General features: G+C 72.2%; 12 protein-coding genes. 8 read left to right on the top strand and 4 right to left on the bottom strand.

Annotated features, from left to right (window positions below; all coding sequences use genetic code 11):
• Positions 1–6: 6 nt before the first annotated feature.
• From Prum_RS04960 to Prum_RS04945, 5 genes are all read left to right on the top strand, one after another.
• Entirely contained in the window at positions 7–5307 is a 5301-nt protein-coding gene (locus tag Prum_RS04960; protein ID WP_218577061.1) for a type I polyketide synthase, read from the top strand.
• Positions 5196–5855, top strand: a complete 660-nt coding sequence (locus Prum_RS49245; RefSeq protein ID WP_218577846.1) for a polyketide synthase dehydratase domain-containing protein — start codon at positions 5196–5198, stop codon at positions 5853–5855. Before Prum_RS04960 ends, Prum_RS49245 begins: the two co-directional genes overlap by 112 nt.
• On the top strand, positions 5852–12112 hold the full coding sequence (locus Prum_RS04955; protein ID WP_173074358.1) for a beta-ketoacyl synthase N-terminal-like domain-containing protein: 6261 nt from the start codon (positions 5852–5854) through the stop codon (positions 12110–12112). The genes Prum_RS49245 and Prum_RS04955 overlap by 4 nt, the downstream gene beginning before the upstream one ends.
• 76 nt (positions 12113–12188) lie before the next feature.
• Positions 12189–12596, top strand: a complete 408-nt coding sequence (locus Prum_RS04950; protein ID WP_173074356.1) for an OmpA family protein — start codon at positions 12189–12191, stop codon at positions 12594–12596.
• Between the two features lie 486 nt (positions 12597–13082).
• The gene (locus tag Prum_RS04945; protein ID WP_173074354.1) at positions 13083–13748 is read left to right on the top strand and encodes a response regulator; all 666 of its coding nucleotides are present in this window, start codon (positions 13083–13085) and stop codon (positions 13746–13748) included.
• A gap of 170 nt (positions 13749–13918) precedes the next feature.
• On the opposite strand, the gene Prum_RS04940 is transcribed toward Prum_RS04945, so the two are convergent.
• The gene (locus tag Prum_RS04940) at positions 13919–15136 is read right to left on the bottom strand and encodes a monooxygenase (protein ID WP_246277647.1); all 1218 of its coding nucleotides are present in this window, start codon (positions 15134–15136) and stop codon (positions 13919–13921) included.
• A gap of 332 nt (positions 15137–15468) precedes the next feature.
• Here Prum_RS04940 and Prum_RS04935 point away from each other — a divergent pair, with 332 nt between their 5' ends.
• The gene (locus Prum_RS04935) at positions 15469–17541 is read left to right on the top strand and encodes an MMPL family transporter (protein WP_246277646.1); all 2073 of its coding nucleotides are present in this window, start codon (positions 15469–15471) and stop codon (positions 17539–17541) included.
• Positions 17542–17744: 203 nt separating this feature from the next.
• Here Prum_RS04935 and Prum_RS04930 read toward each other — a convergent pair whose 3' ends face one another.
• The 3 genes from Prum_RS04930 to Prum_RS04920 all read right to left on the bottom strand — a co-directional run bounded on the left by Prum_RS04930 (position 17745) and on the right by Prum_RS04920 (position 21412).
• A complete protein-coding gene (locus tag Prum_RS04930; protein ID WP_173074350.1) occupies positions 17745–19196 on the bottom strand; it encodes a HAMP domain-containing sensor histidine kinase in 1452 nt (483 codons plus the stop codon).
• Positions 19193–19936, bottom strand: coding sequence for a response regulator transcription factor (locus tag Prum_RS04925; RefSeq protein WP_246277645.1), 744 nt, complete (start codon positions 19934–19936; stop codon positions 19193–19195). Before Prum_RS04925 ends, Prum_RS04930 begins: the two co-directional genes overlap by 4 nt.
• Before the next feature lie 519 nt (positions 19937–20455).
• Complete coding sequence (locus Prum_RS04920) at positions 20456–21412, bottom strand: hypothetical protein (protein ID WP_173074348.1); 957 nt, start codon at positions 21410–21412, stop codon at positions 20456–20458.
• A 272-nt stretch (positions 21413–21684) separates the two neighbouring features.
• Here Prum_RS04920 and Prum_RS04915 point away from each other — a divergent pair, with 272 nt between their 5' ends.
• Positions 21685–22650: a zinc-binding dehydrogenase gene (locus Prum_RS04915; protein ID WP_173074346.1), complete on the top strand. Its 966-nt coding sequence runs from the start codon at positions 21685–21687 to the stop codon at positions 22648–22650.
• A 117-nt stretch (positions 22651–22767) separates the two neighbouring features.
• Entirely contained in the window at positions 22768–24630 is a 1863-nt protein-coding gene (locus Prum_RS04910) for an ATP-binding protein (protein WP_218577058.1), read from the top strand.
• The last annotated feature ends 111 nt before the right edge of the window (positions 24631–24741 follow it).

Raw genomic sequence — 24741 nt, 5'->3', positions numbered from 1 at the left:
AGACCCATGCCGGACCGCCCAGCCACAGGTCAGGTCCCCGTCGCCGTGGTGGGCCTCGCCGCGCTGATGCCCGGCGCCCGTGACGCGGCCGAGTTCTGGCGCAACATCGTCACGGGCCGGGATCTGATCACCGACGTGCCCGGCTCACACTGGTCGACGGACGACTTCTACGACCGCGACCCCGCGGCTCCCGACAAGACCTATTCCCGCCGGGGCGCGTTCCTGCCTGAGATCGAGTTCGATCCGCTGGCCCACGGCCTGCCGCCGGCCACGCTGCCCGCGTTGGATCCGGGCCAGCTGCTAGGTCTGGTGGTCGCCGACGAACTGCTCGCGGACCTCGACCAGGGCCTGGCCGGTCCGCTGGACCGGGAACGGGTCAGCGTCATCATCGGCAGTTCCACGTTGAGCCGCGTAGGCACGATGGACGCCCGGATCCAGCGGCCGGTGTGGCTGCGGGCACTGCGGGAGCAGGGTATCGACGAGGCGGCGGCGGAGGCGGTATGCGACCGGATCGCGGCGCACTACGTGCCGTGGCAGGAGGCGACCTTCCCCGGCCTACTGTCCAATGTGGTCGCCGGCCGGATCGCCAACCGCCTTGACCTGCACGGCACCAACTGCACCGTCGACGCCGCGTGCGCCAGCTCCTTGGCCGCGGTGGCCGCCGGTATCAACGAGCTGTCACTCGGGCAGGCCGACCTGGTTATCACCGGCGGCGTCGACGCGACCAACAACCCGCTGATGTACGTCTGCTTCAGTAAGACCCCCGCCCTGTCGCCGACCGGCGACGCCCGCCCTTTCGCCGAGGACGCCGACGGCACCATTCTCGGCGAGGGTGTGGCGATGCTGGGGCTCAAGCGGCTGGACGCCGCCGAACGCGACGGCGACCGGATCTACGCCGTGATTCGGGGCGTCGGCTCCTCCTCGGACGGCCGCGGCGGCGCGATCTACGCGCCGATGCCGCCGGGCCAGGTCCGGGCGCTGCGGCGCGCGTACGCGGTGGCCGGCTATGGTCCCGACACGGTGGAGCTCGTCGAAGCGCACGGCACCGCCACCCGGGCCGGGGACGCCGCCGAGTTCGAGTCCCTGCGCCAGGTGTTCGCCGGGAGCGGCCGGCCGGACCCGCGGTGGTGCGCGCTGGGCACGGTCAAATCGCAGATCGGCCACACCAAGGCGGCGGCGGGCGCCGCGGGACTGGTGAAGGCGGTGCTGGCCCTGCATCACCGGGTGCTGCCGCCGACCATCAAGGTGCGGCAGCCCAACGCCCGGCTCGGACTCGAGGACAGCCCTTTCTACCTCAACACGGCCGCCCGGCCGTGGACCCGGCCGGACGATCACCCGCGTCGGGCATCGGTGTCGAGCTTCGGCTTCGGGGGCGCCAATTTCCACGTCGCGCTGGAGGAAGCCGCGGGTCGGACGGCGCCTCGGTTCAGGGTCGCAGCGAGCGAGCTGGTGCTGCTCGCCGCGGATTCGCCGCACGAGCTGTCGGCGCGCATCCGGGACGTCGCCGGGCGCTCGACGGCCGCGGCACCGTCCGACCTGGCCCGCGACGCGCAGCACGACTTCGCCGCCGGCGCATCGGTCCGGCTGGCGGTCGTGGCCCGCGACGAGGAGGATCTGCGCGCCAAGCTCGACCAGGCCGCCGCGCTGCTCGAGCGCGGCGGTTCGTTCACCGTTCCGGGCGGCGTGTGGTGCGAGGCCGCCCAGCCGGATGCGGGACGCGTCGCGTTCCTCTTCCCCGGACAGGGCTCGCAGTACGTGGGCATGGGCGGTGACGTCGCTATGGCCTTCCCACCGGCGCAGGACGCATGGGATGCCGCCGCCGCGGTGGATCTGGGGGAAGGTGCCTTGCACGACGTGGTCTTCCCACCACGGCCGTTCTCGGCGACCGACGGGGCCGCCGCGGCGGACCGGCTCACCGCGACCCGCTGGGCGCAGCCGGCCCTCGCCGCTCACAGCCTGTCGCTGCTGGCGATGCTGACGGCCGCCGGGATCGAGCCCGCGTGCGTCGCCGGGCACAGCCTGGGCGAGCTGGTCGCGTTGCACGCCGCCGGCGCCATGGACGCCGCCACGCTGCTGTATCTGACCCGGTACCGCGGGGAGCTGATGACGCAGATCGACGGGGCGCCGGGCGCGATGCTCGCGGTCGCCGCCGACGCCGACACGGTCACCTCGAACACGGACACGCTGGAATCCGTTTGGCTGGCCAACCTCAACGCTCCGCGCCAGACGGTCGTGTCCGGCACCACCGAAGCGGTCGACGCGCTGCACGCCCGCCTGTCAGCGGCCGGGATCACCTCCCGGCGCCTCGACGTCTCCGCCGCCTTCCACAGCCCGCTGATCGCGTCCGTGACGCCACCACTGCGCCGGTTCCTTGACGGGCTGAAGCTGGCCGCACCGCGCATCGACGTATACGGCAACGCCGATGCGCGGACCTACGATCGCGACTCGGACGCTGTCCGCGCCCGGCTCGCCGAACACGCCACGGCGCCGGTCCGGTTCCACGACCAGATCGAGGCGATGTACGCCGACGGTGTGCGCACGTTCGTCGAGGTGGGGGCCGGGTCGGTGCTCACCGGCCTGGTCGGGCAGATCCTCGGCGACCGCGACCACCTCGCCGTGAGCCTGGACAAGCCAGGCAAGGACGGGGTCACCGCCTGGCACGAGGCCATGGCCCGGCTCGCCGTCCGGGGCGTGCCGATGAACCTGTCGGGCCTGTCGGAGCACTGGCGGTCGGCCCCGCCACGGCCGGCGCGGCCCGCGGACCGTCCCCGGATGTCGCTACGCATCGACGGCACCGGCTACGGCAAGCCGAGCCCGGCGCCCCAGGAACAACCCGTCATGGCGGCCCCCGTTTTCCCGGAACGCCCCGTCGCTGAGGAGTTTGCCGCCATGCCCGAACCTCGCGAACCCGCGCCCGCTGAACCGAGCGGGCAATGGCTCGCCACGGTCGCCGAGCTGCAACGCCAGACCGCCGAGGCGCACATGAACTTCCAGCGTGTCCTCGGTGACGCCCATCGCACCTTCCTGCAGATGGCCGGGCAGACGTTCGCGGCCTTCGCCGGCCCTCCGTCCGGCGCCTACCCGGAGGCACCGGATCCCGAATTCGCCGGCCCGCTGGCGGTGCCGCCGCCGGCGATGGCACCCCTACCCGCGACGGCATTCCCGGCCGTAGTGCCTCCTGCGCCTGCCATGCCTGCGGCGCCCGTCATGGCCTCCCAGCCCGTGGCGCCGACGCCGCGGGCCGCTTCGGCCGTGGCGGTGCCCGGCCCCGAGGCGGGGCACCCCATCGAGCTCGGGCTGCTGCTGGACATCGTCGCGGACAAGACCGGCTATCCCACCGACATGCTCGACGGCGCCATGGACCTGGAAGCCGACCTGGGGATCGACTCGATCAAGAAGGTGGAGATCTTCGCGGCGTTACGCGAACGAGTAGCGGGCATGCCGTCGGCCGACTCGCCGCAGATGGCGCAGCTGTTCCAACTGCGCACCCTCGACCAGATCGTCCAATGGGCAGGCGACGGCACCAGCGACCGCACCGAGGCGCGACCACCCGCGCGACCCGACGACGGCGGGCGGATCACCACTGAGGTCGCGCGCCGATTAGAGGTCCGGCCGGCCGCCGCGCCGGCCTGCGGTCTTGCCTTGGCGGGCCTCACCGGCTCGCCGCTGGTCGTGGTCGACGGCGGCAGCGGGCTGGCCCCCGCTGTGGTCGAGTGCCTCGCCGCACACGACATCACCGCGGTAGTGCGCGATGCCCCCGGACCCGATGCCCGGGGCGTGATCCTGCTTGGCGGGACGCTCGCTTCGTCCGGCCCGCGGGAGGCGTTCCACGTGCACCGGACCGCGTTCCGGATCGCCCGGGACGTCGCCGCCGGGATGACCGACCGGGGCGGTGTCTTCGTGACCGTCCAGGACACGGGCGGCGGCTTCGGGCGCCTGGATCCTGATCCGGAGCGCGCCTGGCTCGGCGGCCTCGCGGCACTGGCCAGGACCGCGGCGCTGGAATGGCCCCTCGCCGCGGTGAAGGCCATCGACTGCCAGCGCGGCGGCCGTACCGACGCCGAGGCAGCCGCAGCGATCGTGGAGGAATTGCTGACCGGCGGCCCCACACTCGATGTCGGCCTGCGCGCGGACGGCACCCGGTGGATCCTGACCGAAACCGAAACGGAAACAGAGCCAGCCGCCGCGTCACCGGTCAGGGGCGACTCGGTCATCGTCGCCAGCGGCGGCGCCCGTGGTGTGACGGCCGCCGCGCTGCTTGCCCTGGCCGCCGCGCACCAACCCCGGATGCTGCTCATCGGTCGTACCGAACTCGTCGACGAACCCGCATACCTCGCCGTGGCCCGGGACGAGACGTCGTTGACCCGGCTGCTGGCCCGGGAGCACGCGGCGTCCAGCCCGGCGCAGGTGGCGGCCCAGGCCCGGGCCATCCGTGCGGCCCGCGAGGTGCGCGCCACCCTCGCCGGGCTGGCGCGGGCCGGGTCGACGGTCCGGTACGCCGCGGTCGACGTCACCGACCGGGTGGCGCTGGGCCGGGAACTGGACCGGACCCGCGCGGAATGGGGACCGATCACCGGTCTCGTGCACGGCGCCGGGGTGCTCGCGGACAAGCGCATCGCCGACAAGACCGACGAGCAGTTCGACCGCGTGTACTCGACCAAGGTCGACGGCTTCCGCGCGCTGCTGGAGGCGACCGCGGCCGATCCGCTGCTGTTGTTGTGCGTGTTCACCTCCGTCGCGGCCCGCCTCGGCAACCCGGGACAGAGCGACTACGCGATGGCCAACGAGACCCTCAACCAGCTGGCGTTGGCCGAACGCCGGCGGCGCCCGGCGTGCCGGGTGACCGCGATCGGTTGGGGCCCTGGGAAGGCGGCATGGTCACCGACGCGCTCGCCGCCCACTTTGCGCGGCGCGGCGTGCCGCTGCTCCCGCTGGACGTCGGCGCGCGCGCCTTCGTGGCCGAGATCGACGCGAGCCCCGAACCCGTCGACGTGCTCATCGGCATGCCAAGCGGGAGGCGAACGGACGCGCGCCCGAGCTTCGCCGCCGGTGTCTGGGTGCACGCCCGCACCCACGGCTATCTGCTCGATCACGCCCCGGCCGGCGCGCCGGTGCTTCCGCTGGCCATGGCGATGGAGTGGCTCACTGCCGCGGGTCGGGCCCGTTTTCCGTACCGGGAGACGAATCTCCGCGACGTGCGCGTGCTCAGGCGCGTCGACCTGCCGGACCTGGCCACCGGTGGCCACCGCTTCACCGTCGAGGGCCGGGCCGCCGCACACGAGCCGGACCAGCTTGACCTACGACTGACCGCACCGGCGGGCAGCACGCACTACCGGGCCCGCCTGGTCGCACCGGAACCGGCGTCGGCACCGAGGACCTGGACCGCGCTCGTCGCATCCCGCGGTACCGTCCCGGACAACGTCTACGACGCCCCCGTACTCTTCCACGGACCGGCATTCCAGACGCTGAGCAGCCTCGACGCGCTGTCCGAGGACGGCGCCGACGCGCACGTCCGCGGCCTGCGCGACGCGGGTTGGCCCGGGGGTCCATGGTGGACGGATCCGGCCGCCGTCGACGGCGCTCTGCAAACAGCGGTGCTATGGGCGAGCTATGCGGTCGGCGACGCGACGCTGCCGATGGGCGTGGACGCGCTGCGCGTGCACCGCACCGGTCCGGCGCCAGGTCCGCTGCGCTGCCTCGTCCGAGCCGGCACCGTCGCAGATGGACAGATGCGGTGCGACATCGCCCTGCTCGACGCGGACGGAGCGCCGCGGGTGGAGCTGTTCGGTGTCAGCCTGATCCGCCGGCCCGACATGCCATCCGCGCTCAGCACCAGTGCGGCCACTCCCGCATGACAGCGTTCGACGCCGCGGGATTCGAGCCGGTCGCGATCGTCGGTCGCGGTTGTGTGCTGCCCGGCGCGTTGGATCCCGGCCAGTTCTGGGACAACATCGCGCACGGCCGGGTCAGCCTGCGCACGGTGCGGCCCGAGGACTGGCGGATGCCACCGGGCGCCCCGGCCGTCGCCGGCCGGCCCGCGACGGCTGGGGCGGTGACCGGCTTCGACGACGTCTTCGACCCCTCCGGCTTCCGCATCGACGCCGAAGAGGTCGTCGCCTACGACCCGGCTCTGCGCTGGGTCTTGCATGCGGCCCGGTCGGCGCTGTGCGAGGCGGGCCGCGCCGTGCCGCCCGCGCGAGCCGGGCTGATCCTGGGCAGTCTCGGGTTTCCCAGCCGCGGACTGGCCGCCTACGCCGAGCGGGTCTGGCTGGCCGACCGCCCCGACCTGCTCGCCACCGTGCCCCCGATGCCGGGTGTGGACGCCCGCTCGCGGTTCTGTTCCGGGCTGCCGGCGCACACCGCCGCGCGGGCACTGGGCCTGGACGCGGGCGCCGTCACGGTGGAGGCCGCCTGCGCGTCCGCGCTGTACGCCATCAAGATCGCGAGCGACCGGCTGCACGACGGCACCGCGGACCTGATGCTCGCCGGTGCCGTCGCCGGCTGCGACGGGCTCATCATCAATCTCGGCTTCGCCGCGCTGGGCGGGCTGAGCCCCACCGGGCGCAGCCGGCCGTTCCACCGCCGGGCCGACGGTCTCGTGCCCGCCGAGGGGGCGGCGATCGTGGCGCTCATGCGGCTCCGCGACGCCATCGACGCGCGTCTGCCCATCCACGGCGTCATCCGCGGGGTCGGCCTGTCCAACGACGGGCGCACCGGCGGGTTCCTCGCGCCCGCCGAGGACGGCCAGATCCGGGCGATGCACGCGGCCTACCGGCAAGCGGGCTTCGGTCTGAAGACCGTGTCCCTGCTGGAGTGTCATGCCACCGGCACCCCGGTCGGCGACGCCGTCGAGGCGAGGGCGACCGCCCGGTTCTTCGCCGGGCACGACGGCCTGGCCGTCGGCTCCGCCAAGTCGAACGTCGGCCATCTGCTCACCGCCTCCGGCGCCGCCGGCCTCCTCAAGCTGCTTGGCGCCATCGAGACCGGAGTGCGGCCTGCCACGGCCGGCGCCGAGGAACCGATCGCCGAGCTGTCCACCGGCCCCCTGCGGCTGCTGCGGGCCAACGAGCCGTGGCCGGGACGTCGGCGGGCAGCGATCAGCGCCTTCGGATTCGGCGGCAACAACGCCCACCTGATCGTCGAGGCATTCGACGGAGATCCGGCCACGTCCAGCATCGCGGTGCCACGCGACCTGCCGCCGCCGCGCGACGAGATCGCCGTGGTCGCGCTCGGCACCAGGACCGCGGCCGGGGGCGTCGACACGTTTCGCGATGCCCTCCTGACCGGCAAGACCCAGAAGCCGATGCGGTACGACATCGAGGTCGCCCTGACCGGCCTGCGGTTCCCGCCGCGTGACCTTGAGGAGACGCTCGGCCAGCAACTGCTCGTCCTGGAAGCGGCGCGCGAGGCGGCGAGCGGCCTCCGGCTGCCGCCGGAGCGCACCGCAGTCCTGGTCGGGATGGGCACCGACCCGGAAACCGCCCGCATCCACGCCCAGCAGCGGCTGGACGCCTGGCCCGCACGGCACGGGCTCGCCGGCGCGGGGGAGACGTTCAGCCCGCGGCTGACCTCGGCCCGCGTCCTGGGCAGCATGGCGAACATCACCGCCAACCGCATCGGTGCCCAGCTCGACCTCGCCGGTCCGGCATTCGCCGTCTGCGCCGAAGAAGCCTCCGGGACCACCGCCCTGATCCTGGCTGTCCGGGCGCTGCGCGCCCATGAAGTCGACGCGGCGCTGGTCGGCGCCGTCGACCTGTCCGACGAGCCGGTGCATCGCGCGGCCGCGGCCGCGCTCGGCCTGTCGGCGGAGCCGGCCGACGCGGCCGTCGTGCTGGTGCTCAAGCGGCTCGCCGACGCCCGCGCCGACGGCGACCCGGTGATCGCGCTCGTCGAACCGGCGCCCGACGACACCCGGGCCGACCTCGTCGTGGGCGACCGCGCCACGGTGCCCGTCGACTTCGACCCCGCCGACGTGTTCGGCGCGCCGCACGCGGCGCGCGGCCTGCTCGGCGTGGCGGCCGCGGCACTCGCCCTGCACCACCGCTGCGCACCACGCGGCGGGCAGCGCGCCGAGCCCCGGCCGGACATCGCCACCGCCGACATCGTCACCCCGGTGCTCGGCGCCGCCGCCAACCGGATCCGGCTGCACGCGGCCGACGCCACGGCGTGGGCGCCGGCCGCACCACCCAAGGTGCAGGTGTACTCGGGCGCCGACCGCGACGGCGCCCTGGCGGCGGCCGCCGCCGGTGTGGAGGGCGCCGCCGGCCCGGCCCGGCTGGCCATCGTCGCCGACGCCCGCACGTCGGCGGCCGACCAGATCGCCGCGAGCCGGCGGTGGCTCACCGAGGACGCGGCGCGCCCGGACGGTGTCGCCTTCCGCGCTGCCCCGCTGGATGGTGAGACCGCCTTCGTCTACACCAAGGGCTCCGCCGCCTACGCCGGCATGGGCGCCGACCTGATGCTCGCGTTCGCGCCGCTGGCCGGGATGCCCGGCGCGGACCTGGCGGCCTGGGCCCACCGGGGCGACGGGCGGCCGAAGGACGCGCTCGACCAGATCCTCGGCGTCGGCTACCTCGCCCGGCTGCATACCCGGATCAGCCGCGACGTGCTCGGCGTCGAACCCCAGGCGGCCATCGGCTACTCGTCGGGGGAGTCGGCCGCACTGGTGGCACTGGGCGTCTGGCACGACGCACCCGCGATGGCCGCCGACGCGCGCGCCAGCGAGCTGTTCACCCGAGAGCTGGGTGGCGAGCTGCGCGCCGTCCGGCGGTACTGGGCGCGGCGGGGCATCGCGGGCGAACGCTGGGCTGGCGTGGTCCTCGCCGCCGACGCGGACCGGGTGCGCGAGCTGGTCGAAGACGAGCCCGCTGTACACCTGACGGGCATCTGCGCTCCCGGCACCTGCACCATCGCCGGGGAGCGGCAGGCATGCGAGGAGTTCGTCAAGCGGCTCGAACCCGGCGCCTTCACACTGATCAACTACGACCTCGTCGCCCACGCGCCGGAAGTCGCCGAGGTCCGGGACCGCTGGCACGCCCTGCATCGGCGCCCGACGACGGCCGTGCCGGGCATCCGCTTCTACCGTGGCGCTACCGGCGAGCCGTACCACCCGACCGAAGAGTCGGCCGCCGACGCGCTCACCGAGCAGGCGATCTCGCCCGTCGACTTCCCCGCCGTGATCGAGCGCGCCTGGCACGACGGCGTCCGGGTGTTCGTCGAACACGGACCGGGCGCGCAGTGCACCGGCTGGATCCGCCGCATCCTCGGCGACCGGGAACACCTGGCGGTCGCGTTGGACGGACCGCAGGACCAAGGGCTATGGCCGCTGTCCACTGTGGTCGCCGAGCTCGCCGCCGCGGGCACGGCGGTTCGCGTCGACGCGCTCGCGGCGTACTTCGGGCCGCCGACCGAGCCACGTCCCGGCGCGATCGTCCACCTGCCGGCTCGCCTTGCGGAGCCGGTGCCCGCCATCGAGTACGCGGTGATGGAACGAGCACCCGAGCTTGTCCCGACGCCGACTCGGCAACCGGCCACGGCGCTTACGGTGGCCGCCAGCTGGCGGGCGCTGATCACCGCCGCGCACAACGAACACCTTGGCCTACAAGGCGAGGCCCACGCCCAGTTCATGGCAACGCGGGCAGCGGCGCTGCGCACACTGACCCGGCCGCGCGCGTCCGTCGTGACGGCACCAGCACCCGCGGTACCGCGGAAGCCTGGTCCTCGTTTTGATCGCCAGCAGCTCGAGCATCTCGCCGTCGGCCGGATCTCCGACCTGTTCGGGCCGATGTTCGCGGTACAGGACGACGATGCGCGCCAGACTCGGATGCCCAGCCCACCACTGCTGCTCGCCGACCGGGTCACCGGCATCGACGCCGTCCCCGGCTCCATGCGCACCGGCACGATCTGGACCCAGACCGACGTCACCGTCGACGCCTGGTACCTCGACGCCACCGGCCGTATGCCCGCTGGCCTGCTGGTCGAGGCGGGCCAGGCGGACCTCCTGCTGATCAGCTGGCTCGGCGCCGACCTGCACAACCGCGGCGAGCGGGTCTACCGCCTGCTGGGCAGCGAGGTCACGTTCCACACCAGCCCGCCCGCGCACGGTGCGACCCTGGACTACGAGATCCGCATCATCGGCCACGTCGTGCACGGCAAGGCCCGGCTGTTCTTTTTTGAATACGACTGCCGCAGCGCCGGTGAACTCGTGCTGACGGTGCGCCACGGCCAGGCCGGGTTCTTCTCCGACGAGGAGCTGGCGAACACCGGCGGCGTGCTATGGGAGCCCACTGTGGACGCTCCTGCCAAGGGCGTGCCGCCGGATCCGCCGGCTGTTCGCGGTACCGCCGGATCATTCGACACCGCAGCGGTCCTGGCCTTCACCGAAGGCCGGCCCGATGCCTGCTTCGGCCCGGGCTGGGAGGTCACCCGCGCCGACGTGCGCAGCCCTCGCATCGGGTCCGGACGCATGCGCCTGCTGGACGAGGTCCCCGTCTTCGACCCGACGGGCGGCCCCTGGGGTCGCGGCTACCTGCGTGCGGAGACCTCGGTCAGCCCCGACGACTGGTACTTCGACGGCCACTTCACCAACGATCCGTGCATGCCCGGCACACTCATGTCCGAAGGCTGCCTGCAGGCCGTGTCATTCTTCCTCGCGGCCAGTGGACACACCATCGGCCGCGACGGCTGGCGGTTCGAGCCGGTGCCGGGGCGCGCCTCGCGGATGCGCTGCCGTGGCCAGGTCACCCCGGTCAGCCGTCGCCTGGTCTACGAGGTCTTCGTGTCCAGCGTGCGGGCCGGCCCGATACCCGCCGTGATCGCCGACGTGCTGGTCACCGTCGACGGCGTCAAGGCGCTGCATGTCGCCGACTGTGCGGTGCAACTGACGCCGGACTGGCCGCTGGAGCACTGGCGACACCTCGGGCCGCCGGCGGTCCAGCGCACCGCCGAAACCCTGCCGCTGGAGCGGCTCGGCGGTCTCGTCGGCCACGTCGAGCCTCAACCCGTCGCCGAGGTCGGCGGGCTGCGCCTCGGATACGCGTCGCTGCTGGCCTGCGCCTGGGGCCGGCCCACCGATGGGCTCGGGCCGATGGCCACGCCGTTCGTCGGGCCACGGCGGGGACCAAGGCTGCCGGGACCGCCGTACCACTTCATGACCCGCATCACCGCCGTGGAAGGCCCATATCAGGGCATGGCAGTCGGCTCCACTGTGGAGGCCGAGTACGACGTGCCCGCCGAGGCGTGGTACTTCGCCGGCAACGGCAGTCCCACGATGCCCACCGCGGTCCTGATGGAGATCGCCCTGCAACCCTGCGGCTGGCTTGGCTGCTACGTCGGTAGCCCCGTCCAGATGGACACCGAGCTGCTGTTCCGCAACCTGGACGGCGACCTGCGCGTGCTCCGCGAAATCCGGGCCGCGGCCACCGGAGTCATCCGCACCAGGGCACGACTCACCGCCGTGTCACACATCAACGGGATGATCATCGAGTCGTTCGCGATCGAATGCTTCGCCGACGGCGCGCCGCTACTGACCGGCACCGCCGTATTCGGCTACTTCTCGACGGCCGCCTTCGCTTCGCAACCGGGTCTGCCTGCCTCACCCGCCGAACGCGAACGCCTAAGCGCCCCTTCGCCGACGCCGCCGCTGTACCGCCCTGACCGTCGGCCCCGGCTTGCCGGACCGATGCTGATGATGCTCGACCGGATCACCGGCTACTGGCCCGACGCCGGCCCGGCGGGCCTGGGCCGGCTCCGCGCCGAGATGGACGTCGACCCGGGCGCGTGGTTCTTCAAGGCCCACTTCTTCCAGGACCCCGTGATGCCCGGCTCGCTGGGGGTCGAGGCGATGTGCCAACTGCTGCAGTGGTACCTCATCGACCGCGGCATCGGCGCCGACCTGCCCGACCCCCGCTTCGAGTCGACCGCCCTGGACGAGTCGCTGCGGTGGACCTACCGCGGCCAGATCGTGCCCGGCGACCGGCTGGTCACCATCGAGATGGAGGTCCTCGAGTTGCGCGGGACGACCGCCGTGGCCACCGCCTGGCTGTGGGTCGACGGCCGCCGCATCTACCGCCTCGAACGGTTCAGCGTGCGGGTGGTCGCCGGCAACCCCTGACACCCGCCGGCGCCGCCGCGCCGCTATCCGAGAGTCCTGTGCGGACGCGGTCCGGGGCCCCGGCTCGATCACCCGCGTGCAGGACTTCGAGACCTACTATCTGGTGTTCGACCGCGACCGGCCCACGCCGACGGACTCGGTGCTGTCCAACGCCCGCCAGGCGGCCAAGGTGCTGGTGTCAGAGCACACCGTCGACCAGTTCGTGACCGGCTCCGACGTGGTGCCGGCGGGGGGCGCGGCGGCGATCGCCGCCGCGGCCGCCAGCGTGGCCGCTACGCCCTCCGCCACCGTCCTGATCCAGGGGTTCACCGACGACACCGGAACACCGGCGGACAACCTCGACCTTGGCCGCCGGCGGGCTGGTAACGCCTCCGCCAACCTGGTCGCCGCCGGCGTCGCCGCCGGTCGCATCCAGTGGGGCACAAGTACCCCGACCGCATGGCGACGTCGTTCCGTACCGGCGCCCGGTATCGGCTGGAACTGACCTGCGACTTTCCGCCGCGCGCCGTATTGCTCAACCCCTTCGGCCAAGAGATGCCGTACTACTGCACGTCGCTGGCCGTGCTCCGCTGAATCACGACCCGCCAAGGGTCGGAGCCGGCGGCGATCGCCGCCGCCCCTTTCGCCCTGCGCCAACGGCGATCCGACGTTCGCGGTCCTGGATGGCACGTGGCCGCTGCCACCCCGCGGCGCCTGACCGTCGTCGTGATGCCAGGAGAGGCGTTGGCGCTCTGTCCGGATGGACCGTGCGGACGGCTGGGTACCAATGATCAGGCGCATCTGTCCGCAGGCTGGCGAAGGCAGACGGAGAGATTCTTGTTCATCCTTCGTTGAAAAAGGCGGCGTAAAACCGGCACGCTCGCCGTGCAAGTCCGCCTGAGCGCCGTTTCTAACGGTCGTTTCAGGTTCGCTCGGTATGAACTGGGCATCGCCGGGCGACGCGGGTCTCGACCCTGAAGGGCAGCCATTCGTGATTTCTGTGCTCGTGGTGGACGCCCAGCCGCTGCAGCGCTTCGGGTTTCGTGTGCTGCTGGAGTGCACCCCCGACACCGAGATCGTCGGCGAGGCCGGCAACGGCGCCGAGGCCGTTCGGCAGGTCACCGAGCTGCGCCCCGACGTGGTGCTGATGGACATCCGTATGCCGGGCGTCGACGGGATCGAGGCGACCCGGCGCATCGTCGCAGCCGGTGGGCGTTCGCGGATCCTGGTGCTGACGACGTTCGACGTGGAACGGTACGCGTTCGCCGCGCTGCGGGCCGGGGCGAGTGGTTTCCTGCTCAAGGACATCGGCCCGGAGGAGCTGCTCGCCGGCATCCGGGCCGTCGCCGCTGGGGACGCGGTGATCGCGCCGGCGCTGACTCGGCGGCTGCTCGACGCGTTCGCCGACCGGCTCGACGATGACCTCTGCGGACCCGTGCGGAAGGATCCCCGGCTGAGCTTCCTGACCCACCGCGAGCGCGAGGTCCTCGTCGCCATCGGCCAGGGCCTCACCAACGGCGAGATCGCGCAACGGTTCACGCTGTCGGAGTCGACGGTGAAGACCCACGTCGGGCGGGTCCTCGCCAAGATCGGCGCACGGGACCGGATCCAGGCGGTCATCCTCGCCTACAACCTGGGACTCACCCGGCCGGTCTAGCATTTCATCTCGCGCGTCAGTCGAGGGCGCGACCGTAGTTCCCAGCCGCTCCGCTGCCGGGTCCGCCTGCAGCCCTCCACGTCACCGCCCGTTCAGTGCGGAAGTGTGTGAGCTCAGAGCCGTTTCTCGGCTCGTCGACCTCGGTCTGCTCACACACGTTCGACGCTTCCTCAGGACTTGCGGGGGGAGACCGTCATGATGCCCGTGCACATCTCGTCGCTGGTGCCGTCGCCCCACACCACGTAGCGGGGCGGCAGCTTCTTCAGCTGCGGCAGCTGTCTGCGCAGCCTCGCGTCGTGCGTACACGTCACCCGCAGCGTGTCCCCCGGACCGATCTCCACCGGCGACGGCAACTTCATCAGCCGCTGGTTGTCGAAGTCGAACTGCGGCACGTCGAGCACGACCTTGGCGTTCGGCGTGCCCGGGTTGAGTTCGACCTTGATGGCCCGCCCGAGCAGGTGCATGTGGCCGAAACCGGCGAACAGCGTCATCGGCGCCGGCACCTTCTGGTCGCAGGTCTGGATGTTACCGGGCTTCGGCACGCCGCCCGGGTTGCATTCCTCCACCTGACGGTCCGCCGACTCGCCGACATCCGGTCCGAACCGCTTCGTCACGTCCGCGATCGAGGCCGCCCGGTCACAGAGCGGACCCGACTCGTCGGCGGCGCAGGGCAGGTCGGTCGGCGCGTCGAGCGACCACGTTTCGAGTTCCCGGGTTTGGGGCGTGCCGTCCGTCAGCCGCAGCCGCACCGCCGAGCGGTCCGACCCGGCCGGTTTGCCGTCGGTCGCGAGCAGGTTGTAGTGGATCTGGAGGATAATCAGGCTGCCCGGCCCCAGCTTGAAGCCGATGTCCTGGTCGAGCAGCGTCTCCGTGGCGCCCGGCGCCCAGGTGTCCACCCACGTCGCGCCCTGGTCGTCGCCCTCCACGTCGGCGCCGGGCACGCCGGTCCCGCCGAAACACTGCCAGCCGAGGCCGGGCGTCATCGCGTCCTGCTTGCGCACCAGGGCAGCGCGGTCCGGCGGCACCGCGTACACGATGGCGTGGTGCGCGATGGCGACGTTCTCCGGTGCGAATTGGGTCCCGGTCACGAACGCCGTCTTGGTCAGGCCCGGATCGATCACCTGGCACCGGTACTCGTCCGTGCCGCCGCCCTCCGGCGCCGTAGGCGTGTAGGCCTCGGCCATCTTCAGGTCCAGGAACCGCTCGCCGGCGCGCAGCGACTGCGGTGGAGCCGACGACGCGCCCGCGTGCATGCTGTGCGGGCCGGCAGCTGGGGGCGCCGCACTGTTGTCGGCGTCCGACCCGCAAGCGGCGACAGCAGCGAACGCTGTCACCAGCGTCATGGCGCCCGCCGCGAACTTCCACCGTGGACTGTCAGATTTCCTCATAGCCCGGACGCTAGGACAGATTCCGTCTTGTTTCGTCGTACCGCGGTCGTCATCGTCGGGAGGGAGGTGGTACCGCGGTACTACTCACGGAGCGCCGTTCGACACCCGCACGAGAGCCGTGCCGCGTTGCTCATCCGGTCCGACGGCTGTGTCGCCTGGGCCTTGCCAACCGGTCTGATCACCGGATTAACGGTCGTCTCAGATTCGCTCGGTACGAAGTTGGCCTCAGACAAGCGATGCAACCCGTCAGGAGGCTATTGATGTCAGTCAACGCAGCGGCGCCCAGGGAAGCGCCGCCCGGTCGGTTGACAGGCCGGTGGGTGCCGTGGCTGGTGATCGGCTTGTGGCTGGCGCTGGCGGCGGTCATGGTGCCGTTGAGCGGAAAGTTGAGCTCGGTCACCACCGACAAAGCCGTGGACACCCTGCCGGCCAGCGCCGAGTCCACCAAGGTGGCGGTGCTGGAGGACAGCCTCCCCGGCGGCGAGGACAACACGTTCGTCTTCGTGTACCACCGCGCCGGCGGCATGACCGACGCCGACCGCGCGACGGTCGAGCGCCACTACAACACCCTTGCCGAGCGGTACCCGCCGAAGGCGGCGGCCGGCGAGGACGACGAGGGCCCGGCGACAAGACTTTCCACCGACGGCAAGGCGATGATGTTCACCCTCGACGTGAGCACGACCTACGGCGCACCGGAGGCCATCGTCGGCCCGTTGCGTGACGCCGCGAAGGACCGCCCCGCCGGCCTGGAACTCGAGGTGACCGGCCCGGCCGCGATCGACGGCGACATGGACGCTGTCTTCGACGGCATCGACCTGCAGGTCTTCCTCACCACGGTCGTCGTCGTCACGGTCCTGCTTATCCTCACCTACCGCAGCCCGGTGTTGTGGCTCATCCCGCTGGTGGCCGTGGGCGCGGCCGCACTGACCGCGATGGCGACCGTCTACCTGCTCGTCAAGGGCTTCGGCATCGTGGTCAACGACCAGAACTCGGCGCTGCTGACGATCCTGGTGTTCGGCGTCGGCACGGACTACGCGCTGTTGCTCATCGCTCGATATCGGGAGACACTGCACCACCACGAGAACGTCCGGGTCGCGATGGTCCACGCGCTACGCGGCGCGGCGCCAGCCATCGTCGCGTCCGCGGCCACCGTGGTCGCCGGCCTGCTCTGCCTGCTCGTCGCGGACCTGAACAGCACCAGCGGGTTGGGCCCGATCGGCGCCGCCGGCATCCTGTGCGCGCTGGTAGCCATGCTGACGCTGTTCCCGGCGGTGCTCGTGGTGCTCGGCAGGCGAATCTTCTGGCCGGCCATCCCGCGGTTCAGCACGGCCGTGCAGGACAAGCCGGGGCTGTGGGGACGGCTCGGCACCGGCATCAGCCGCCGACGGTGGGTGGCCACGCTCGGCTCGCTCGGAGTCCTCGGCGTGCTCGCCATCGGTCTGACGGGTAACACTGGCGCCCTGCGGGAGCAGGACCAGTTCCTGTCCGCGCCGGAGTCGGTCACCGGCTTCACCGTTCTCCGCCAGCACTTCCCGGAGCTCGGCGGCCAGCCGATGACGATCTACACGCGGCCGGCGTACCAGGAGCGGGTGCTCGACATCGTCAAGCGCACTCCCGGCGTGGCAGAGGCCGTCCCGGGCCAGACCGTCGGAGGCTGGGCCGACATCTCCGTGTTCCCGACCGACGCGCCGGACACCGCCGCGGAGTACGACACGATCAAGCGGGTGCGCACCGCCGTGCACGCGGTGAACGGGGCGGAGGCGATCGTCGGCGGGCCGAGCGCGGAGAACCTCGACACCGAGGTGACCACCAGCCGCGACGAGAAGCGGGTGATCCCGCTGGTGCTCGCCGTCGTCCTGATCGTCCTCGGGCTGCTGCTGCGAGCGATCGTGGCCCCGCTGGTCCTGATGGCCACCGTGATCGTCTCGTTCGCGGCGGCCTTCGGCGGCAGCGTGTTCGTCTTCGACACGATTCTCGGGTTCAAAGGTATCGACTATTCGGTGCCGCTGCTGGCATTCCTGTTCCTGGTGGCGCTCGGCGTCGACTACAACATCTTCCTGGCCAGCCGGGCCCGGGAGGAGACCGTGCGTCTCGGCACCCGAGAGGGCATGCTAAAGGCCCTGTCGGCCACCGGTGGCGTCATCACCTCGGCAGGGCTGGTCCTGGCGGCCACGTTCGCGGTCCTCGCCACACTTCCGCTGGTGATGCTGATCGAGGTCGGGTTCCTGGTCGCCTTCGGCGTGCTGCTCGACGCCCTGCTGGTGCGGTCGGTCCTGGTGCCCGCCCTCACCCTGCTGATCGGCCGGCGGATGTGGTGGCCGAGCCGGCTGTCCCGTCCAGCGGCGGAGCTGCCGGACGGTCAACAGTCGCTCGCCGACCACGAGGAGCCCGCGCTGCAACGGTGAGCGCGGCGGCACGGACAAATCCGGGACGGGCTCAGGCCCGTCCCGGATCTTTTCATGGGCCCACCGGTCGCCGCCCTTTGGTCCTGCGCCACGCGCCAGGGCTGGGGTCGGCGCACCGCGGTGTCCGGCCCCGAAGGCGAACGGCGCGGGGTCATGCCCGAAGGCGGCCGTCTCTTGTCCTGCGCCGCACAGCCGGGACGGGGTCAGCGCGCCGCGGTGTCCTCCCCGGCGGCGCGGCGCGCGATCGGGGCGGGCGGGGCCGCGGCCGGAAGGTCGACCCGAAGCAGCGCGCCACCGCGTGTGGAACGGGCGACAGCGGCCCGGCCGCCGTGGGCGTCGACGACCCGCTGCACGATCGACAGCCCCAGACCGGATCCCGGCAACCCCCGGGCGCTGTCGGCACGGTAGAACCGGTCGAACACCCGCGGTACGTCGACTGCGTCGATGCCCGGCCCGGCGTCGTCGACCTCGAGCACCGCCGACGCGCCCTCGGCACGCAGCCGGACCTGGACCGGCTGGTCCGCGGGGGACCACTTGCCGGCGTTGTCGATGAGGTTGAGCACCGCCCGTTGAAGGGCAGCGGGACGTCCGCTCACCCACACGGAGGTCACGTCGAGCGCGACCTCGATGTCAGGCACGCGGGAACGCGCCCGGGTCGCGGCGGCCACCACCACGTCGGCGAGGTCGAGTAGCTCGGTGCTCTCGTCGCTGACGTCACCGCGCGCCACCTCGGTCAGCTCGGCGGCAAGGGTGCTCAACTCGGCCACCTGAACGCCGAGATCGTTGAGCAACCGAGTCCGGCTCTCCGCCGACAGTGCGCTGTCCAGGGTGCCGCGCCGATCGAGCCGGACCAGCAGCTCGACGTTGAGGCGCAGGCTGGTGAGCGGAGTCTTGAGCTCGTGGGCGGCGTCCTCGGCGAGCAGCCGCTGGGCCCGCCGGGAGTCCCGGAGCGCGGCGAGCATGTCGTTGATCGACTGGATCAGCCGCCGGATCTCCCCACCACCCTCATCCGGGATGTCGGCGTCGAGATCCCGGGTGTGCGCGACACGTACCGCGGCGGCGGTCAGCCGGTCGATCGGTGCCAGCCCGGTCCGCGCCACGGTCCGCCCGACAAGGGCGCCGCCGACCACGCAGAGCAGCCCGATCAGCAGCATCCCGAACCCGAACCGGTTGATCGGGCTGTCGTCGACGACGCGGGCCACCTGGACCGCGCCGTCGCCCGCCCGCAGCGTGTAGATGAGGTAGCCGTCCTCGTCGCTGTCGTTCGACTCCATCAGGTCGGCCGACGCGCCCTGCGCCACGCGCCCGGCGGGCCCGCTGACCGGAGGCAGCGCGGGTTGGCCGACCGGCGTCCGGGTCGAGCCGTCGGGCAGGATGACCCGCACCAGCCGACCGGACCCGGGATACGGCGGTAGCTGGACCTGCGCCACACCGGCGTGCTCCGCGTCCGTCGCCAGGACGCGGGAGTCGGCGCGCAGCTGATCCTCGGCGGTGTCCTGCAGCTCCCAGTCCATTAGCTCGCTGGCCACCTGGAAGGACACGAACACGCTGACCGCGATGGCCGTCGCCGCGATCACCGTCAGCCTGGTCCGCAGGGACCGCCGGCGCCACCATCGGGTCAGCCCGCGCGGTTCCCGGCCGGCGGGCCTGCTCACGGAGGAGTCTCCCGCAACGTGTATCCCAGGCCGCGCAGCGTGTAGATCAATCGCGGCTCACCCTCGGCCTCCATCTTGCGGCGCAGGTAGCTCACGTATACCTGGAGGTTGTTGGCGGTGGCGCTCATGTCGAAGCCCCAGATCGCCTCGAACAGCGCGTCGCGGGTCAAGACCCGGGTCGCGTTGCGCACGAGAACCTCCAGCAGGGAGAACTCGGTCCGGGTCAAGCGCAGCGGCCGCCCGCCACGCCACGCCTCGAACCTGTCGGGATCGACCCGGACGTCGGCGAACGACAGGATCTGCGACTCCCCGTCGGCCGGCGTGCGCCGGCGCAGCAGGGCCCGCACCCGGGCCAGCAACTCCTCGGTGGCGAACGGCTTAGGCAGGTAGTCGTCGGCGCCCGCGTCGAGCCCCGCGACCCGGTCGGAGACCTGGTCACGGGCGGTCAGCATCAGCACCGGCAGATCCCGACCCGCGGCCCGCAACCGCCGGCAGGTCTCCAACCCGCCGAGGCGAGGCATCATCACGTCGAGGATCAGCAGATCCAGCGCGTCACCGCCCGCCCCACCGACCCCGTCGAGCACGGCGAGACCGTTGGCGACGGTGCTGGTGTCGTAACCCTCGACCTGGAGCACCCGCTCCAGCGACTCACGGATGGCCCCGTCATCATCCGCGATCAGGATCCGCACGCCGGCCAGCCCCTTCCAGTCGATGCTTTGCCGCTCATCCTCCCCGATCAACCTGAAGCCAGGATTAGAACCGTCGCCTCTGTGGTGCCCGCGGGCCGTGCTCTTACGGATGCCTGAGCTCAGACTTGACCACTGACGGGACGGCAACGAACCGTGGGACCGCCGGCACGGATATTTGCGAGAACGGAGTGCCGGCGCGCCAGGCGCACTACCAGGCCCGCAGGCCGGCGGCGAACTCCGCGCACTGTCATGCCGCCGGTACGTGACAACGGCGGCGCCCGGCACGCGGTGGTGCCGACGTCAGTGCGCGGTGGCCCTGAAGCAGCACACCCGGCCGATCACATGCCTCACATCGCTGGAGCTCCCACCACGCGCGCGTACCAACCGGCCCGCTCACAGCGTGGGAGGGTTGTGTCGGTGGCACAGAGGGGAAGTGTGGTACGAGGAGGTTGAGGCGCTGCGTACGCAGCATGCCGCTTGGCTGCTGCTGCGCGCGGACAACGCAGCGTTGACGCTGAGCTACGGCTGCGCCGGCATCTTGGCGCGATGCCAGCGCAACCGGAAAGGTGGTCAGCGCACCAGCAGCTGCACGAGGCCGGGCTGGAGGCCGGAGCTGTCGACCACGTCGTCGCCGGCCAGCGTATCGATCAGCAGGAAGTCCTGCGGTTGAAGGAAGACGGCGGCTACGGTGGGCCGGAGCCCGGACACGAGGACGTCCGCTTTCGCGCCGCGCACGGTGATGTGGTCGACGCCCGGCGTCCCCCGTACGGTCAGCGTGTCGGCGCTGCCGTTGGGCGCCGTACTGCTCTGGTCGGTGCTGAAGTTCGCCGTGACCCGGACGACGTCGGTGCCCGACAGGTCGTTGACGGCGACCGCGTCACCGCTGCCGCTCGAGTCGACACTGCCGAAACCGAGGTACGTCACGTCCTCGACGCCGTCGGCGGTGACGTTGTTGCGGAAGTCGTGCTGGACGAAGAGCTGTCCCTTCACCGCGGATAGGCCGACGCTCTCGGACGCGAAGGTGCCTTCCATGTCGAGGACGTCCCGCCCAGCGCCACCGTCCACAATGTCCCGCCGGTCGCCGCCAGAGGCGTCGAGCGAGGTCGTGAACCGGTCGTTGCCGTCGCCGAGCGAGACAGCCTGCCGGGTGGCGCGTGCGCCGCCGATGACACGGTCGTTGCCGGTACCGGCGAGGACCGTGACCTGTGCGGGCGTGGCCGTGAAGATGTTGTCGTCGCCGTCACCGCCGTCGACCTTGACAAGCGCGTCGGTGTCCTTTGTGTCGATCGTGCCGATCGCGGAAAGGACGTCGGCACCGGCGCCGCCGCTGAGTGCGACCGGTATGTCGCCGGTGCTCCGGGTGCTCACCCGGTCGTTGCCGTCGAGCGCGAGTACCCGCACGCCGCTGATGCCGGGCCGGGGTATCTGCGCGTCCACCGTGCCGTCGAACCCGAAGTCGACGACCACCCCCGTGGCGCTCGTCGTGATGCCGATCAGGTCAAGGTCGGCGGTGCCGGTGACGGTCACGACACCGTCCTCCAGCGTGACCGTGGGCCGGTCGCCGCGTGCGCCTGGGCCGGGATCGTCGCGATCCCGAGGCCCAGCAGCGCCGCGCCGGCCATGGTGCGTAGTCTCACGTGCACTCCTCTGCTCGTGCGGCGGCCCCGTCGCCACCGCACCAACAGGGCGGTACATACCGTTCCACCCCCGGTGCATCGCCGGTCCATGAAGCCTCAGCCGCCGGGCTTCGGCGGCGTCGGGACCTGCCACCGGCGAACCGGTTGACTAGAGTGCCGGCCATGCTCGCCCTGACGACGACCAAAGCCGCGCCGCACGTCACACTGACGGACGTCCCCGCCCCGGCCCCGGCGCGCGGGGAGGCACTTGTCCGCGTCCGAGTGTTCTCCCTCAACCGCGGTGAGGTCCTCCGCCTGCCGGACTTGCCCGAGGGGTCGACGATCGGCTGGGACGCCGCCGGCGTGGTGGAACGGCCGGCTGCCGACGGCAGCGGACCTGGAGCGGGAACGCGGGTGGTCGGCTTGGCCGGCGGCGGCGCGTGGGCGCAACTGGTTGCGATCTCCGCCGACCGGTTGGTACCCGTCCCCGATCGGGTCACCGACGCGCGAGCCGCCGCGCTCCCGACCGCCGGCATGACGGCGCTACGGTCACTGGAGGTCGGAGGACTGCTGCTCGGCAAGCGCGTGCTCATCACCGGCGCGACCGGTGGCGTCGGGCGCATCGCGGTTCAGCTCGCGCACGCCAGCGGCGCCGACGTCACCGCGCTGGTCCGCGATGCCGCCGCGGCGCGGGAGCCGCTGCACCGCCTCGGCGCCGCGAGCGTCGTCGAGCAGCTTGACAGCGACTTCGACTTCATCCTCGACTGCGTCGGCGGGGTGGCGTTCGGACAGGCCATCGAACACCTCGCCCGGCGCGGCGTCGTCGTGAACGTGGGAACGCTCCGGGACGACGAAATGGTCACCTTCCGGGCCGGGAGATTCGACCGGGCGTACGGCGGGAGGATCTACACCCTGAACATGCCCGACGAACTCGTGGCGCACGCCAGCGCGACCAATGACCTCGCCCGTCTCTGCAAGCTGGTCGCTGAGGGTCGGCTCGACCCGCAGATCGAGTTCGAAGGATCGTGGCGCCAACCCGCCCCGCCATCGAGGCGTTGCTGCACCGGCGTATCGGCGGCAAGGCCGTACTCCACGTCGACTGAGCGGACTGCGGCCGGCACGCAGCGAAAAACCTGCCGGCGTAAGTGAACCCAGGCACCGATCTGGCCGTAGGAACGGTGTGGGGGACTGGGTGGGGACCTCGACACCGATGATTCGCTGCGGCATGAGTCCGCCGAGTCACTGTGGGAGTGCGGTCACCGTGCCTTGGAGTACGACGGCGACCTGGCGAGCGCGCGTCGCTGGTTCGGTGCCGCGTACGTCGAGGCGGAGCGGACTGGTGACGTCGCGGTCATGGCGCGTGCCGTGGTCGGATACGGCGGGCTGTGGGTGCATGAGCACCGGACGGCCGTCGCCGCGGGCCTTTTCGAGGGCAGGGCGGCGTACGTGAGCACGTTGGTCGCCGCGGCCGGCCTCGACCCGGAGAAGCACGGCGACCTTGCGCTGCGCCTGCGCGTCCGCGCGGCCGGCGAGTCCGACTACCGCGTGGGGCGGTCGGAGACGATCCTGGCATTGCTCGACGAGGCGCGGGCCTCGCCGGATCCCGCCGCCCGCATCGAGGCGCTGAGCATCGCGCACCACTGCCTGCTCGGTCCGGAGTACGTGCATCTGCGCCGCCGTCTTGCCGACGAGCTGATCGGGGAGGCGGCCCGCGCGGGTCGGCGTGGCCCGATGTTGATGAGCCTGCTCTGGCAGGTCGTCGACATGTTGCTGAGCGGTGACCGGCACGCCGGTCGGCGGCTGGCTGAGCTGCGGGCGCAGCTCGCCGAGGGTCCGCACCTGGCCGCCGGCTTCGTGGCCGGCGCCGTCGACGTCATGCTCGCCATCCGCGCCGGCCGCCTGGAGGAGGCGGAACAGCTGGCCCAGCAGTGTTACGAGCTGGGCACCAAGGCTGGCGATGTGGACGCCCAGGCGTGGTACGTGGCCCAGCTCGTGGCGATCCGCTGGTACCAGGGGCGGCTCCCGGAGCTGCTGCCGATGCTGTACGCGACGGCCAGCGCACCCACGCTGAGCGCGGTCGACAACTCCCTGGTCGGCGCCGTCGCGGTCGCCTCGGCCCTGGCCGGTGACCGCAGGGCGGCGGAGAACGCGCTGGCGTCGCTACGCGGGTCCGGTCTGGACCGGCTGCCGCGCTCCTCCAGCTGGCTGGTCACGATGTACGGCATCGTCGAGGCGGCGTATCTGCTGGACAACCGGCACGCGGCGGCACGGGTCTACGGCCTGCTGCTGCCGTTCGCGCACCTGCCGATGATGGCCAGCCTCGGCGTGGCCTGCTTCGGTTCGGTGGAGCACGCCCTCGGCGTGGCCGCGTTGACGATGGGCGACCTGGACCGGGCGATGGAGCATCTACGCGAGGCGGTGCACCGAAATCTGGCGCTCGGGCACTGGCCGGCGGTGCGCACCTCGCGGCTACGCTTCGCCGAGGCTCTGGACCGCCGCGGTGGTCCCGATGACGCCGCGGCCGCCGCGGCGCAGCGCACCGCCGCCGGGGAGCTGGCGCCGCCGGGCGAATCCGGCGCCACCGCCCACTCGGTCACCTGCGTGCGGCAGGGCCGGCGGTGGCGGGTCGAGATGGGTGCTCGATCGGTCACGGTCGACCACATGGTCGGCATGCTCCACTTGGCCGTGCTCACCGCCAACGCCGGGGCGGAGATCCGGTCGATCGAGTTGGTGGCGGGCGTGGAGGCGCTCGGTCGAGCCGCCGCGACCGATGCGGGGTCCGCCCAGGCGTTGCTCGACGAGACCGCCGTGCGGAGCTACCGGCAACGGGTGGCCGAGCTGACCGAGGCCATCGACGGGGCTGGGCACCGCGGGGTCGCCGCGGCCGTCGCCACCATGGAGCAGGAACGGGATTGGGTACTCGCGCAGCTCGGTACCGGCACCAGCCTGGCCGGGCGGCGCCGCTCCTTCGCGAACGACGAGGAGCGGGCGCGCTTGGCGGTGGGCCGGGCTATCCGGCGCGCGGTGGCGCAGATCGACCGCGCCGATCCGGTCATCGGCGCGCACCTACGCGCGAGTGTGCACAGTGGAATGCGGTGCTGGTACCAGCCGGCCGGCCCGGTCGCGTAGGTAGGCGCTCGCACAGCACGGGTCGACGATGGCCGGATCGACGGCGCCGTCGCGGGCCAGGCTGTCAGCGGTCATAGCGGGACACTCCAATGTGGTCGGTCATATCAGGGG

The sequence above is a fragment of the Phytohabitans rumicis genome (genome assembly GCF_011764445.1).
GTDB lineage: Bacteria > Actinomycetota > Actinomycetes > Mycobacteriales > Micromonosporaceae > Phytohabitans > Phytohabitans rumicis.
The sequence above is the reverse complement of the archived record's forward strand: the minus strand, read 5'-3'. Positions and strand labels throughout refer to the sequence as shown.